The sequence below is a fragment of the Sphingobacteriales bacterium genome (assembly GCA_016700115.1).
Taxonomy (GTDB): domain Bacteria; phylum Bacteroidota; class Bacteroidia; order Chitinophagales; family UBA2359; genus UBA2359.
Genome location: CP064999.1, coordinates 5,873,802 through 5,889,718, shown reverse-complemented (window position 1 = coordinate 5,889,718; position 15,917 = coordinate 5,873,802). Strand labels below are relative to the sequence as shown.

Genomic DNA, 15,917 nt, shown 5'->3' with positions numbered 1-15,917 from the left:
TTCCGCCTCAATCACAACAACAGATGTTTATGGTTCGGGCAGCGATAACTGCGCACGGTCAATCTGCAGTCAGTCAGCCCCAATAGTTTTGATTGCAACGATGTGGGTTCCAATACGGTTGTTTTGACCGTAATGGATGTCAATGGCAATACAGCCACCTGTTCCTCTACAGTGATGGTCATTGACAACACCCCCCTTCTGTATCCTGTAAAAACATAAACGTCAATCTCGTCGGAGCATCGGTTACTGTTACCCCTGCCGATGTATATGATTTTGGATCCGATGACTGCGGTACGGTGATTTTGGAATCAGTCAGCCCCAACACGTTTACCTGTTCCGAAACAGGCACCAACACAGTTGTCTTAACGGTCAACGACGGCAATGGCAACACTGCCTCCTGTTCGGCAACCGTAACTGTAAGCGATACCGCTCCACCAATCTTTGGCTCATGTCCTGAAAACATATTGGTCAATGCCGATGAAAATTGTATAGCAATAGCGACCTGGATATTGCCCAACGCAAGCGACAACTGTTCGTCAAATATGATACAAATAGAAGGCTCTGAAAGCGGTCAATACTTCCCATTTGGCAGCAGTACCATAACCTATTTGGCAACCGATGACAGCAACAACACGGCCATCTGTAGTTTTACGGTAACCGTACAAGATGTATCGCCTCCGACAGTCGCCTGTCAGCCCGGCGAGGTTTCGGTTAACCTCAGCGGCTCAACGGCAACGATTAACCCGGTTGAGGTAATTTGGTATGGCTTTGACAATTGCGGCTACCTCTATTATGACTCGGTTTCTCCTGCCACCTTATCCTGCGAAGATGTTGGCAGCAGTCATACGGTTACGCTAACCGTACACGATGGCAATGGCAATTCTTCTACTTGTAACGCAAGCGTTGTGGTTTATGACAATGAAGCACCTGCGGCATCCTGTCAGGATATTAGTGTGGACTTAAACGAATCCGGCAATGTGAGCATTAGTGCCGGAGACATCAATGATGACAGTACTGACAACTGCGGTATATCGGGAATGTCTATAGACGTGAGCGATTTTGATTGCGAAGATGTGGGCGAAAATACCGTAACGCTGACAGTTACAGATGTAAACGGCAACTCTTCAGAGTGTACGGCAACTGTTACGGTCAATGATGATACAGATCCTGATGCTCAATGCCAAAACTTCACCGTCAACTTAGATGTCAACAACAGCGCTTCTGTCAGTGGAGAAGATTTAGACGATGGCAGCAGTGATGCCTGTGGCCTTGCAAGTTTAAGCGCAAGCCCCAATAGTTTTGGCTGCGGGGATGTGGGTGAAAATACCGTAACCCTTACCGTTTATGACAACAACGGCAACAGCAGTTCCTGCACTTCAACGGTAACTGTAGTGGATACCGAACCACCGGTAGCAGGATGTCAGGACGTAACGGTAACCTTAGATGAAAATGGTACGGGAAGCCTTTCCGCTGAACAAGTGAACAACGGCAGCAGTGATAATTGCGATTTCGACCTGTTATTGGATCAGACCGATTTCACCTGTGCCAATCAGGGCAGCAATACCGTAACGCTCACGGTTACAGACGGAAGCGGCAACACCTCGACTTGTTCGGCTATAGTTACGGTTATACCCGGTTTTAGTGCGTCAATCGAGCCAAGCGGATCTACTTCCTTGTGTGAAAATGAGTGCATTTATTTAGATGCCGGACTTTTTGCCTCCTATCTATGGAGTGCTAATGCAGGCAGTTCAACCGGTCAAACGGTAGAGGTGTGCGAAGCAGGAACTTATTCCGTAACGGTAACCGATAGCAATGGTTGTACCTCAACTGCCGAAATTTCTGTAACCGTAAACGCCAATCCTACCCCCGAAATTACCGCAGACGGGCCGGTAATTTTCTGTGAGGGCGGAAGCGTCGGGTTAGATGCCGGTCTTTACAGTGCTTATCTTTGGAATGAATTGGGTGGTAATGCCACCACTCAAAGCATCACGGCTACTGAAGGCGGTATCTACAGTGTTACGGTAACAGATGCCAATGGTTGTACCGGTGAGGCAAGTATTGAATTAACCGAATTGTCACTTCCCGTTGTCAGTGTAAGTGGTACAACCTACGGATGTGTGAGATGAAATCAGTTTTACCGCAAGCGGCGGGCTTGATTATGTATGAGCGGCCCGAACGATTTCACCTCAAACTCGGCAACGGTAACTTTCAGCAATGCTCAGGCAGATATATCCGGTGTTTATACCGTTACCGTAACGGATGCAAACGGATGTAGTTCCGAGTACGAGGTAACTGTAACGATCAGCACCATTGAAGGAGCAATGATAACCGGCAATACCATTGTCTGTCTCGACGATGTTTTGACCTTAACGGCATCCAGGGGCACATCTTACGAATGGAGCGGTCCGAACGGATTTACCTCAAGCGGCCCAAATCTGGTAAGACCCGATGCAGACGGAACGATGGCGGGTGAATATACGGTCAGTGTTTCAGACGGAGGAGGTTGTGTGGTAGTCTTATCTACAACGGTTACTGTATCCGGAGCCGGTTTTAGTGTCAGCATTTCCGGCATTAATTCAACCACTGCTATCGTTACAGGAACTACGGATGTATGTATCGGCGGAACTATCAACCTGATTGCTTCGGGCGGAAACAGTTATGTATGGAGCGGCCCCGGCGGTTATAGTTCGAATGCACACAGCATTTTACGAACAGGTGCCAATACAACGATGTCGGGAGTATATTCTGTAACCGTGAGCAATTCAACAGGCTGTACCGGAACTGCGAACATATTGGTTACCGTCCACACCAATCCATCGGCCACCCTTAGCGGAACCTCCACAATTTGTTCAGGAGGTACCATCACCATTAACGCTCCTGCCGGAGCAGCAGCCTATTCATGGACCGGTCCGAATGGTTTCACTGCCACCGGCGGTCCTTCGCTGATAAGAACGAACGCGAATTCTACGATGGCAGGTCAATACAAAGTAACCGTAACTAATACCGGAGGCTGTACAGCTTCGGCAGCCCGGAGCGTGTCGGTCAGTGCCCCGACAACTGCGGCCGTTACCCCCACAACCTCAACCACAAGCTTCTGCTCAAATGCCAATGTCATCTTTACCGCCACTACTGTCGGAACGGCATATAGCTGGACAGGCCCGGAGGGTTTACAGCCTCAACTGCCGCTATCAGCGCACCACCCGTAGCCGGTCAATATAAAGTAACCGTAACACTAAATACCGGTTGTATTGCCACTGCAACCCGAAATGCCTCAATTATCTCAGCCCCCAACGCAGTCATCACGGGTAATCTGAATGTCTGTGTGGGAGGTACGATTTCCTTGCTGGCATCCGGTGGTAATTCCTACAACTGGAGCGGTCCGGGCGGATATACCCGTATAGGTAATAGTGTGTTGAGAACCGGAGCAACAACAGCAATGTCGGGCACCTATACCGTAACCGTAACCGGAAGCGGCGGGTGTAAAGCTACGGCAAGTGTGGTTGTAACGGTTACTGCCTGCAAAAACGGTGAGGATGCAATAGCCTTTGAAACCTTGTTTGCCTATCCCAATCCGACCAATAATCAGACAACGATTACCTTTACTGCCCTAAAAGCCGAGCAGATGTACTTATCTGTATTTGCCGTTGATGGCAGGGAAGTTGCGGTCTTGTTTGATGGTATGACCGGGGAAGAAACCCCCTACGAGTTTGTGTTTGATGCCACTGAACTGCCTTCAGGCACTTACTACGCCATGCTTAGGAGGGCCGATGGAACTACTCAGCAAATTAAGTTGATGGTGGTGAGGTAATTGACGATTAACAATTGATTATTGAAAAATCCCCCTGCACTTTGGATAATTCCGGGTGCAGGGGGTTTTTTGTTAAACGGAGAATGGAAAATTGTCAATTGTGAATGATGAATACTTAAAAAATCAGCCCTTTGCGCCTAAGCGTTTTTGCAAGAACTAAATATCGTGTAAATCAGTGCTTCAAAAATGAATCTTGAATTCAACAAAGAATTAAAATTGGTGTGATTCATTCGTAGGTCTGAAACGAATCTCTAATACCGCCACATAGTCAAAAAAAACACCCCAACCCCTCCAGGGATGGGAATATTTAGAGACTTAAACCATTCATACGTGGTGCTATATTAAATCATAGTTGGTATAAGTTGTTGAATTTTCTTTTAGGTTTTAATCAACTTCTTCGTGGTTATTTTTATAAGGGTTTGCTCTTGTCCGTTCGGGATGAAGTCCCGTTGAAATCATCTTTCATTTAATTGACTTCTATGTTGTCGAGTTTCTAATCACAACCTGATTTTATAGAATAGTATTTAATACCCAAACAATTTTGTCAGAAAGAATCAAAAAATACAGCGAAATAATAGGATATTTTTGCTGTGCTTTTCATATATTTCGCCGCTATTTAAAAAAAGACAATGTTTATAGCTGTTTTACAAAAAGATAGTTGGAGATCGTTTTTCAAAATCTTCATTCCTTCATCATTAAAACCTTCATTATAAATCTGAATTTTTCAACCGAAAAAGAGTTCTACAGTTATGCGAAGTAAATTTTATGTTTTTGCGTTTTTTTGTTTTTCAATTTTTTTGGCAAGAGATGTACAAGCGCAATGTACCTATTCCATTTGCTTATCTGATACTTACGGGGATGGGTGGAATGGCGGGTATGTTAACGTTGTCGTAAACGGAAGTACGGTATTATCCGGCACTACCTTAGGATCAGGTTTAGGTCCTGCCTGTTATAACTTTACCGTAAGTTCAGGACAAACAATTGTGGTTAATTATTTTGCCGGCAGTTGGGCGTATGAAAATTACTATCGGGTTTATAATGGTGCTTCCGGGGGAGGCACACAAATATATAGTTCAACTATTGGAAGCAACCCGCCAAGTTCTCAAAGCATTACAAACAGTTGTAGCTCCGGTGGCGGCGGCGGAGGAGGAGGAGGATGTACTTATTCCATTTGTTTATCTGATACTTACGGGGATGGATGGAATGGCGGGTATGTTAACGTTGTCGTAAACGGAAGTACGGTATTATCCGGCACTACCTTAGGATCAGGTTTAGGTCCTGCCTGTTATAACTTTACCGTAAGTTCAGGACAAACAATTGTGGTTAATTATTTTGCCGGCAGTTGGGCGTATGAAAATTACTATCGGGTTTATAATGGTGCTTCCGGGGGAGGCACACAAATATATGGTTCAACAATTGGAAGCAACCCACCAAGTTCTCAAAGCATTACAAACAGCTGCTCTTCCGGTGGCGGCGGCGGCGGCGGCGGCGGGTGTGTAGGTCCTCCCTACTGCGATCAGGCTCAACCAGGTCCGGGATACTCTCTTGACCTTACTTGTCAATCTTCAATATGTGCGGCGGATTCGTATTGTTGTACCAGTTTTTGGGATAGCATCTGCGCATCTGCTGCATCAATTAACTCCGCTTGTGCCAATTGCCGTTCGACTTGCGTCGGTGGCGGTTGTACCTTAACAGCAAATGCAGGTTTAAATACAAGTATATGTAGTGGTGAAAATACAGTTTTAACCGGGAAGTTCTTCGGGAAGTTCGCCCACCTATTCCTGGTCGCCCTCCGGCAGTTTGAACAATCCTAATATTTCCAACCCCACTGCTTCTCCTTCTACAACAACTACATATACACTTACGGTAACAGAAGGCGCTTGCACGGCAACCAGTCAGGTTACAGTTACTGTGATTCCTCCAACCTCAGCACCTACAAGTGTAACGGCAAGTCCTGCAACGGTATGTACACCGACAACCGTTCAGTTAAACGCTACATCTCCTGGAAACACCATCTTCTGGTACACACAATCAACAGGTGGAACACCAATCGGTACCAGTGCAAGCGGAGCAAATTTTCCAGTTAACCCTGTAATGACCACCACTTATTATGCAGAGGCAGCTCAATCAATTCCGCCGGGTTCACAAACTTTTAATTATACGGGAACTTCACAGACATTTACAGTCCCTTTAGGAGTAACCTCAATTCAGGTGGATGCAAGAGGTGCTCAGGGGGGAACCGGAACTTCGGGTGCCGGAGGATTAGGGGGAAGAATACAAACTACCGTTTCAGTAACTCCCGGATCTGTCATTAATATCTATGTCGGTGGTCAGGGAGGCAGTTATAATACAGGAACTCCCGGATATAACGGAGGTGGTAGCGGATCGGGAGCTTATGCTTCAAATATAGGCGGTGGTGGTGGTGCATCAGATATCCGTTCCGGTGGCACTGCACTTGCTAACAGAATAGTCGTGGCCGGCGGCGGCGGCGGCGGGGCTTATAACGGATGTGGTGAGCCTGGTGCTGCCGGAGGTGGTTTGACAGGTGCTACGGCAGTTGCCGGTTGCGGATCTTCCGGTGGTGGCGGCGGAACTCAATCTTCCGGCGGACCGGGAGGTGCATATCCAGGTTATACCTCTGGCACACCCGGAACATCGGGTAATGGTGGAAATGGCGGCGTATCTACCGGCGGCGGTGGCGGTGGCGGCGGATATTATGGCGGCGGCGGCGGATCATGGAACGGCGGCGGTGGCGGATCGAGCTATTCTAATGGTTCCGGAACCACGCATACACAAGGCTTCCAAAGCGGCAATGGACAGATCATTATCTCATGGTCAGGAGGGACATCTTGTCCTTCTTCCAGAACTCCTGTAACTGTTACTTATGGCGATACAACACCTCCCACCATTAACTGCCCATCCACGGTTACCGTTGGCAATATGGCGGGGCAGTGTGCTGCTACAGTAAATTTCATCACCCCAACGGGAACAGATAACTGTCCCGGAGCAACCACCATCCAAATTGGCGGGCTGCCCAGCGGCAGCAGTTTCCCGGTAGGCTCTACCACCAACACCTTCCTGGTTCAAGCGGGTAATGGTCAAACTGCTCAATGCAGTTTTAATGTGGTTGTCAATGATACACAAGCCCCAAGTGCCAACTGTCAAAACGCAACCGTTTCATTGGGACCCGGCGGTATCGCCTCAGTTTCAGTTTCTCAGGTAAACAATGGCAGTTTAGACAATTGCGGGGTAGCAGGAGCATCCCTTTCAGGAACAACAAATTATAATTGTACCCATATCGGAGGTACCTTTACGGTAACCCTTCAGGTTAATGATGCGGCAGGAAACACCGCTACCTGTTCGGCAACTGTTTCAGTCAACGATAACAACGGCTACTGTTGCGATGCCCCACAGGCCATCTGCCATCCATCCCCTTCAGTTATATTAAATGGTTCGGGAACCGCTACTTTAACCCCCTCACAAGTTGATAACGGCAGCACCGCAGACTGTGGTTTGCAATCTATGCAGGTCTCTCCCACCAACTTTAACTGTGCGCATGTCGGTTTTCCGCAAACCGTAGTGTTAACAGTTACCGATATCTACAACAATACCTCGACATGTCAGACCACATTAACCGTTGCCGATAATTCGCCGCCGTCTGTGGTGTGTAAAAATCATCAGGTTTATTTGTCCGGTAATTCCGCCTCAATCACAACAACAGATGTTTATGGTTCGGGCAGCGATAACTGCGGCACGGTCAATCTGCAGTCAGTCAGCCCCAATAGTTTTGATTGCAACGATGTGGGTTCCAATACGGTTGTTTTGACCGTAATGGATGTCAATGGCAATACAGCGACCTGTTCCTCTACAGTGATGGTCATTGACAACACCCCTCCGTCTGTATCCTGTAAAAACATAAATGTCAATCTCGTCGGAGCATCGGTTACTGTTACCCCTGCCGATGTATATGATTTTGGATCCGATGACTGCGGTACGGTGATTTTGGAATCAGTCAGCCCCAACACGTTTACCTGTGCCGAAACAGGCACCAACACCGTAGTTTTAACGGTCAACGACGGCAATGGCAACACTGCCTCCTGTTCGGCAACCGTAACTGTAAGCGATTCCACTCCACCAATCTTTGGCTCTTGTCCTGAAAACATATTGGTCAATGCCGATGAAAATTGTATAGCAATAGCGACCTGGATATTGCCCAACGCAAGCGACAACTGTTCGTCAAATATGATACAAATAGAAGGCTCTGAAAGCGGTCAATACTTCCCATTTGGCAGCAGTACCATAACCTATTTGGCAACCGATGACAGCAACAACACGGCCATCTGTAGTTTTACGGTAACCGTACAAGATGTATCGCCTCCGACAGTCGCCTGTCAGCCCGGCGAGGTTTCGGTTAACCTCAGCGGCTCAACGGCAACGATTAACCCGGTTGAGGTAATTTGGTATGGCTTTGACAATTGCGGCTACCTCTATTATGACTCGGTTTCTCCTGCCACCTTATCCTGCGAAGATGTTGGCAGCAGTCATACGGTTACGCTAACCGTACACGATGGCAATGGCAATTCTTCTACTTGTAACGCAAGCGTTGTGGTTTATGACAATGAAGCACCTGCGGCATCCTGTCAGGATATTAGTGTGGACTTAAACGAATCCGGCAATGTGAGCATTAGTGCCGGAGACATCAATGATGACAGTACTGACAACTGCGGTATATCGGGAATGTCTATAGACGTGAGCGATTTTGATTGCGAAGATGTGGGCGAAAATACCGTAACGCTGACAGTTACAGATGTAAACGGCAACTCTTCAGAGTGTACGGCAACTGTTACGGTCAATGATGATACAGATCCTGATGCTCAATGCCAAAACTTCACCGTCAACTTAGATGTCAACAACAGCGCTTCTGTCAGTGGAGAAGATTTAGACGATGGCAGCAGTGATGCCTGTGGCCTTGCAAGTTTAAGCGCAAGCCCCAATAGTTTTGGCTGCGGGGATGTGGGTGAAAATACCGTAACCCTTACCGTTTATGACAACAACGGCAACAGCAGTTCCTGCACTTCAACGGTAACTGTAGTGGATACCGAACCACCGGTAGCAGGATGTCAGGACGTAACGGTAACCTTAGATGAAAATGGTACGGGAAGCCTTTCCGCTGAACAAGTGAACAACGGCAGCAGTGATAATTGCGATTTCGACCTGTTATTGGATCAGACCGATTTCACCTGTGCCAATCAGGGCAGCAATACCGTAACGCTCACGGTTACAGACGGAAGCGGCAACACCTCGACTTGTTCGGCTGTAGTTACGGTTATACCCGGTTTTAGTGCGTCTATCAATCCAAGCGGATCTACTTCCTTGTGTGAAAATGAGTGCATTTATTTAGATGCCGGACTTTTTGCCTCCTATCTATGGAGCGCTAATGCAGGCAGTTCAACCGGTCAAACGGTAGAAGTGTGCGATGCAGGAACTTATTCCGTAACGGTAACCGATATCAATGGTTGTACCTCAACTGCCGAAATTTCTGTAACCGTAAACGCCAATCCTACCCCCGAAATTACCGCAGACGGGCCGGTAATTTTCTGTGAGGGCGGAAGCGTCGGGTTAGATGCCGGTCTTTACAGTGCTTATCTTTGGAATGAATTGGGTGGTAATGCCACCACTCAAAGCATCACGGCTACTGAAGGCGGTATCTACAGTGTTACGGTAACAGATGCCAATGGTTGTACCGGTGAGGCAAGTATTGAATTAACCGAATTGTCACTTCCCGTTGTCAGTGTAAGTGGTACAACCTACGGATGTGTGGGAGATGAAATCAGTTTTACCGCAAGCGGCGGGCTTGATTATGTATGGAGCGGCCCGAACGATTTCACCTCAAACTCGGCAACGGTAACTTTCAGCAATGCTCAGGCAGATATATCCGGTGTTTATACCGTTACCGTAACGGATGCAAACGGATGTAGTTCCGAGTACGAGGTAACTGTAACGATCAGCACCATTGAAGGAGCAATGATAACCGGCAATACCATTGTCTGTCTCGACGATGTTTTGACCTTAACGGCATCCGGGGGCACATCTTACGAATGGAGCGGTCCGAACGGATTTACCTCAAGCGGTGCAAATCTGGTAAGACCTGATGCAGACGGAACGATGGCGGGTGAATATACGGTCAGTGTTTCAGACGGAGGAGGTTGTGTAGTGGTCTTATCTACAACGGTTACTGTATCCGGAGCCGGTTTTAGTGTCAGCATTTCCGGCAGCACCAATGCCTGTGTCAACGGCACGATCTACCTGACGGCCTCAGCAAGCGGAGCAGTATCTTACGAATGGCATGGCCCCGATGGATTAATCAGCCCCGGCGCTTCTTTAACAAGAACAGGAGTTACGACCTTGATGTCGGGCATTTATACCGTGTATGCCACCAACGCCGGCGGGTGTATTGCTTCGGCTACCCGCGAGGTTATAGTTAATTCAACCACTGCTATCGTTACAGGAACTACGGATGTATGTATCGGCGGAACTATCAACCTGATTGCTTCGGGCGGAAACAGTTATGTATGGAGCGCCCCGGCGGTTATAGTTCGAATGCACACAGCATTTTACGAACAGGTGCCAATACAACGATGTCGGGAGTATATTCTGTAACCGTGAGCAATTCAACCGGCTGTACCGGAACTGCGAACATATTGGTTACCGTCCACACCAATCCATCGGCCACCCTTAGCGGAACCTCCACAATTTGTTCAGGAGGTACCATCACCATTAACGCTCCTGCCGGAGCAGCAGCCTATTCATGGACCGGTCCGAATGGTTTCACTGCCACCGGCGGTCCTTCGCTGATAAGAACGAACGCGAATTCTACGATGGCAGGTCAATACAAAGTAACCGTAACTAATACCGGAGGCTGTACAGCTTCGGCAGCCCGGAGCGTGTCGGTCAGTGCCCCGACAACTGCGGCCGTTACCCCCACAACCTCAACCACAAGCTTCTGCTCAAATGCCAATGTCATCTTTACCGCCACTACTGTCGGAACGGCATATAGCTGGACAGGCCCGGGAGGGTTTACAGCCTCAACTGCCGCTATCAGCGCACCACCCGTAGCCGGTCAATATAAAGTAACCGTAACACTAAATACCGGTTGTATTGCCACTGCAACCCGAAATGCCTCAATTATCTCAGCCCCCAACGCAGTCATCACGGGTAATCTGAATGTCTGTGTGGGAGGTACGATTTCCTTGCTGGCATCCGGTGGTAATTCCTACAACTGGAGCGGTCCGGGCGGATATACCCGTATAGGTAATAGTGTGTTGAGAACCGGAGCAACAACAGCAATGTCGGGCACCTATACCGTAACCGTAACCGGAAGCGGCGGGTGTAAAGCTACGGCAAGTGTGGTTGTAACGGTTACTGCCTGCAAAAACGGCGAGGATGCAATAGCCTTTGAAACCTTGTTTGCCTATCCCAATCCGACCAATAATCAGACAACGATTACCTTTACTGCCCTAAAAGCCGAGCAGATGTACTTATCTGTATTTGCCGTTGATGGCAGGGAAGTTGCGGTCTTGTTTGATGGTATGACCAGGAAGAAACCCCTACGAGTTTGTGTTTGATGCCACTGAACTGCCTTCAGGCACTTACTACGCCATGCTTAGGAGGCCGATGGAACTACTCAGCAAATTAAGTTGATGGTGGTGAGGTAATTGACGATTAACAATTGATTATTGAAAAATCCCCCTGCACTTTGGATAATTCCGGGTGCAGGGGTTTTTGTTAAACGGAGAATGGAAAATTGTCAATTGTGAATGATGAATACTTAAAAAATCAGCCCTTTGCGCCTAAGCGTTTTTGCAAGAACTAAATATCGTGTAAATCAGTGCTTCAAAAATGAATCTTGAATTCAACAAAGAATTAAAATTGGTGTGATTCATTCGTAGGTCTGAAACGAATCTCTAATACCGCCACATAGTCAAAAAAACACCCCCCAACCCCTCCAGGGATGGGAATATTTAGAGACTTAAACCATTCATACGTGGTGCTATATTAAATCATAGTTGGTATAAGTTGTTGAATTTTCTTTTAGGTTTTAATCAACTTCTTCGTGGTTATTTTTATAAGGGTTTGCTCTTGTCCGTTCGGGATGAAGTCCCGTTGAAATCATCTTTCATTTAATTGACTTCTATGTTGTCGAGTTTCTAATCACAACCTGATTTTATAGAATAGTATTTAATACCCAAACAATTTTGTCAGAAAGAATCAAAAAATACAGCGAAAAAATAGGATATTTTTGCTGTGCTTTTCATATATTTCGCCGCTATTTAAAAAAAGACAATGTTTATAGCTGTTTTACAAAAAGATAGTTGGAGATCGTTTTTCAAAATCTTCATTCCTTCATCATTAAAACCTTCATTATAAATCTGAATTTTTCAACCGAAAAAGAGTTCTACAGTTATGCGAAGTAAATTTTATGTTTTTGCGTTTTTTTGTTTTTTCAATTTTTTGGCAAGAGATGTACAAGCGCAATGTACCTATTCCATTTGCTTATCTGATACTTACGGGATGGGTGGAATGGCGGGTATGTTAACGTTGTCGTAAACGGAAGTACGGTATTATCCGGCACTACCTTAGGATCAGGTTTAGGTCCTGCCTGTTATAACTTTACCGTAAGTTCAGGACAAACAATTGTGGTTAATTATTTTGCCGGCAGTTGGGCGTATGAAAATTACTATCGGGTTTATAATGGTGCTTCCGGGGGAGGCACACAAATATATAGTTCAACTATTGGAAGCAACCCGCCAAGTTCTCAAAGCATTACAAACAGTTGTAGCTCCGGTGGCGGCGGCGGAGGAGGAGGAGGATGTACTTATTCCATTTGTTTATCTGATACTTACGGGGATGGATGGAATGGCGGGTATGTTAACGTTGTCGTAAACGGAAGTACGGTATTATCCGGCACTACCTTAGGATCAGGTTTAGGTCCTGCCTGTTATAACTTTACCGTAAGTTCAGGACAAACAATTGTGGTTAATTATTTTGCCGGCAGTTGGGCGTATGAAAATTACTATCGGGTTTATAATGGTGCTTCCGGGGGAGGCACACAAATATATGGTTCAACAATTGGAAGCAACCCACCAAGTTCTCAAAGCATTACAAACAGCTGCTCTTCCGGTGGCGGCGGCGGCGGCGGCGGCGGGGTGTGTAGGTCCTCCCTACTGCGATCAGGCTCAACCAGGTCCGGGATACTCTCTTGACCTTACTTGTCAATCTTCAATATGTGCGGCGGATTCGTATTGTTGTACCAGTTTTTGGGATAGCATCTGCGCATCTGCTGCATCAATTAACTCCGCTTGTGCCAATTGCCGTTCGACTTGCGTCGGTGGCGGTTGTACCTTAACAGCAAATGCAGGTTTAAATACAAGTATATGTAGTGGTGAAAATACAGTTTTAACCGGAAGTTCTTCGGGAAGTTCGCCCACCTATTCCTGGTCGCCCTCCGGCAGTTTGAACAATCCTAATATTTCCAACCCCACTGCTTCTCCTTCTACAACAACTACATATACACTTACGGTAACAGAAGGCGCTTGCACGGCAACCAGTCAGGTTACAGTTACTGTGATTCCTCCAACCTCAGCACCTACAAGTGTAACGGCAAGTCCTGCAACGGTATGTACACCGACAACCGTTCAGTTAAACGCTACATCTCCTGGAAACACCATCTTCTGGTACACACAATCAACAGGTGGAACACCAATCGGTACCAGTGCAAGCGGAGCAAATTTTCCAGTTAACCCTGTAATGACCACCACTTATTATGCAGAGGCAGCTCAATCAATTCCGCCGGGTTCACAAACTTTTAATTATACGGGAACTTCACAGACATTTACAGTCCCTTTAGGAGTAACCTCAATTCAGGTGGATGCAAGAGGTGCTCAGGGGGAACCGGAACTTCGGGTGCCGGAGGATTAGGGGGAAGAATACAAACTACCGTTTCAGTAACTCCCGGATCTGTCATTAATATCTATGTCGGTGGTCAGGGAGGCAGTTATAATACAGGAACTCCCGGATATAACGGAGGTGGTAGCGGATCGGGAGCTTATGCTTCAAATATAGGCGGTGGTGGTGGTGCATCAGATATCCGTTCCGGTGGCACTGCACTTGCTAACAGAATAGTCGTGGCCGGCGGCGGCGGCGGCGGGGCTTATAACGGATGTGGTGAGCCTGGTGCTGCCGGAGGTGGTTTGACAGGTGCTACGGCAGTTGCCGGTTGCGGATCTTCCGGTGGTGGCGGCGGAACTCAATCTTCCGGCGGACCGGGAGGTGCATATCCAGGTTATACCTCTGGCACACCCGGAACATCGGGTAATGGTGGAAATGGCGGCGTATCTACCGGCGGCGGTGGCGGTGGCGGCGGATATTATGGCGGCGGCGGCGGATCATGGAACGGCGGCGGTGGCGGATCGAGCTATTCTAATGGTTCCGGAACCACGCATACACAAAGGCTTCCAAAGCGGCAATGGACAGATCATTATCTCATGGTCAGGAGGGACATCTTGTCCTTCTTCCAGAACTCCTGTAACTGTTACTTATGGCGATACAACACCTCCCACCATTAACTGCCCATCCACGGTTACCGTTGGCAATATGGCGGGGCAGTGTGCTGCTACAGTAAATTTCATCACCCCAACGGGAACAGATAACTATAGGCTCTACCACCAACACCTTCCTGGTTCAAGCGGGTAATGGTCAAACTGCACAGTGTAGTTTTAATGTGGTGGTCAATGATACACAAGCCCCAAGTGCCAACTGTCAAAACGCAACCGTTTCATTGGGACCCGGCGGTATCGCCTCCGTGTCTGCTTCACAAATAAATAACGGCAGTGTGGATAATTGCGGAATAACAGGCACTTCCCTGTCTGGAACAACAAATTATAATTGTACCCATATCGGAGGCACCTTTACGGTAACCCTTCAGGTAAACGATGCGGCAGGAAACACCGCTACCTGTTCGGCAACTGTTACAGTCAACGATAACAACGGCTACTGTTGCGATGCCCCGCAAGCCATCTGCCATCCATCCCTTCAGTTATATTAAATGGTTCGGGAACCGCTACTTTAACCCCCTCACAAGTTGATAACGGCAGCACCGCAGACTGTGGTTTGCAATCTATACAGGTCTCTCCCACCAACTTTAACTGTGCGCATGTCGGTTTTCCGCAAACCGTAGTGTTAACAGTTACCGATATCTACAACAATACCTCGACATGTCAGACCACATTAACCGTTGCTGATAATTCGCCGCCGTCTGTGGTGTGTAAAAATCATCAGGTTTATTTGTCCGGTAATTCCGCCTCAATCACAACAACAGATGTTTATGGTTCGGGCAGCGATAACTGCGGCACAGTCAATCTGCAGTCAGTCAGCCCCAATAGTTTTGATTGCAACGATGTGGGTTCCAATACGGTTGTTTTGACCGTAATGGATGTCAATGGCAATACAGCCACCTGTTCCTCTACAGTGATGGTCATTGACAACACCCCTCCTTCTGTATCCTGTAAAAACATAAACGTCAATCTCGTCGGAGCATCGGTTACTGTTACCCCTGCCGATGTATATGATTTTGGATCCGATGACTGCGGTACGGTGATTTTGGAATCAGTCAGCCCCAACACGTTTACCTGTGCCGAAACAGGCACCAACACCGTAGTTTTAACGGTCAACGACGGCAATGGCAACACTGCCTCCTGTTCGGCAACCGTAACTGTAAGCGATACCGCTCCACCAATCTTTGGCTCTTGTCCTGAAAACATATTGGTCAATGCCGATGAAAATTGTATAGCAATAGCGACCTGGATATTGCCCAACGCAAGCGACAACTGTTCGTCAAATATGATACAAATAGAAGGCTCTGAAAGCGGTCAATACTTCCCATTTGGCAGCAGTACCATAACCTATTTGGCAACCGATGACAGCAACAACACGCCATCTGTAGTTTTACGGTAACCGTACAAGATGTATCGCCTCCGACAGTCGCCTGTCAGCCCGGCGAGGTTTCGGTTAACCTCAGCGGCTCAACGGCAACGATTAACCCGGTTGAGGT

12 protein-coding genes are annotated in these 15,917 nt (G+C 47.5%); 11 read left to right on the top strand and 1 reads right to left on the bottom strand.

Features of this window, described 5'->3' with window-relative positions:
- Positions 1–11 precede the first annotated feature (11 nt).
- On the bottom strand, positions 12–182 hold the full coding sequence (locus IPM47_21285) for a hypothetical protein (GenBank protein QQS29326.1): 171 nt from the start codon (positions 180–182) through the stop codon (positions 12–14).
- Positions 183–302: 120 nt separating this feature from the next.
- On the opposite strand from IPM47_21285, the gene IPM47_21280 reads away from it, so the two are divergent.
- From IPM47_21280 to IPM47_21230, 11 genes are all read left to right on the top strand, one after another.
- On the top strand, positions 303–2,126 hold the full coding sequence (locus tag IPM47_21280; protein QQS29325.1) for an HYR domain-containing protein: 1,824 nt from the start codon (positions 303–305) through the stop codon (positions 2,124–2,126).
- Positions 2,127–2,162: 36 nt separating this feature from the next.
- Positions 2,163–3,206, top strand: a complete 1,044-nt coding sequence (locus IPM47_21275; protein ID QQS29324.1) for a hypothetical protein — start codon at positions 2,163–2,165, stop codon at positions 3,204–3,206.
- A 116-nt stretch (positions 3,207–3,322) separates the two neighbouring features.
- Positions 3,323–3,808: a T9SS type A sorting domain-containing protein gene (locus IPM47_21270; protein ID QQS29323.1), complete on the top strand. Its 486-nt coding sequence runs from the start codon at positions 3,323–3,325 to the stop codon at positions 3,806–3,808.
- Between the two features lie 797 nt (positions 3,809–4,605).
- Positions 4,606–5,622, top strand: a complete 1,017-nt coding sequence (locus IPM47_21265) for a hypothetical protein (GenBank protein QQS29322.1) — start codon at positions 4,606–4,608, stop codon at positions 5,620–5,622.
- Complete coding sequence (locus tag IPM47_21260; GenBank protein QQS29321.1) at positions 5,609–10,468, top strand: HYR domain-containing protein; 4,860 nt, start codon at positions 5,609–5,611, stop codon at positions 10,466–10,468. The genes IPM47_21265 and IPM47_21260 overlap by 14 nt, the downstream gene beginning before the upstream one ends.
- Positions 10,381–11,433 carry a hypothetical protein gene (locus tag IPM47_21255; GenBank protein QQS29320.1) on the top strand — a complete coding sequence of 351 codons (1,053 nt, stop codon included), beginning with the start codon at positions 10,381–10,383 and terminating at the stop codon, positions 11,431–11,433. The genes IPM47_21260 and IPM47_21255 overlap by 88 nt, the downstream gene beginning before the upstream one ends.
- A gap of 1,071 nt (positions 11,434–12,504) precedes the next feature.
- Positions 12,505–13,071, top strand: coding sequence for a hypothetical protein (locus IPM47_21250; protein ID QQS29319.1), 567 nt, complete (start codon positions 12,505–12,507; stop codon positions 13,069–13,071).
- A complete protein-coding gene (locus IPM47_21245) occupies positions 12,989–13,786 on the top strand; it encodes a hypothetical protein (GenBank protein QQS29318.1) in 798 nt (265 codons plus the stop codon). The genes IPM47_21250 and IPM47_21245 overlap by 83 nt, the downstream gene beginning before the upstream one ends.
- Positions 13,699–14,433, top strand: coding sequence for a hypothetical protein (locus tag IPM47_21240; GenBank protein ID QQS31549.1), 735 nt, complete (start codon positions 13,699–13,701; stop codon positions 14,431–14,433). The genes IPM47_21245 and IPM47_21240 overlap by 88 nt, the downstream gene beginning before the upstream one ends.
- Positions 14,434–14,588: 155 nt before the next feature.
- Positions 14,589–14,912 carry an HYR domain-containing protein gene (locus IPM47_21235; GenBank protein ID QQS29317.1) on the top strand — a complete coding sequence of 108 codons (324 nt, stop codon included), beginning with the start codon at positions 14,589–14,591 and terminating at the stop codon, positions 14,910–14,912.
- The gene (locus IPM47_21230) at positions 14,864–15,820 is read left to right on the top strand and encodes an HYR domain-containing protein (GenBank protein ID QQS29316.1); all 957 of its coding nucleotides are present in this window, start codon (positions 14,864–14,866) and stop codon (positions 15,818–15,820) included. Before IPM47_21235 ends, IPM47_21230 begins: the two co-directional genes overlap by 49 nt.
- Positions 15,821–15,917 lie beyond the last annotated feature (97 nt).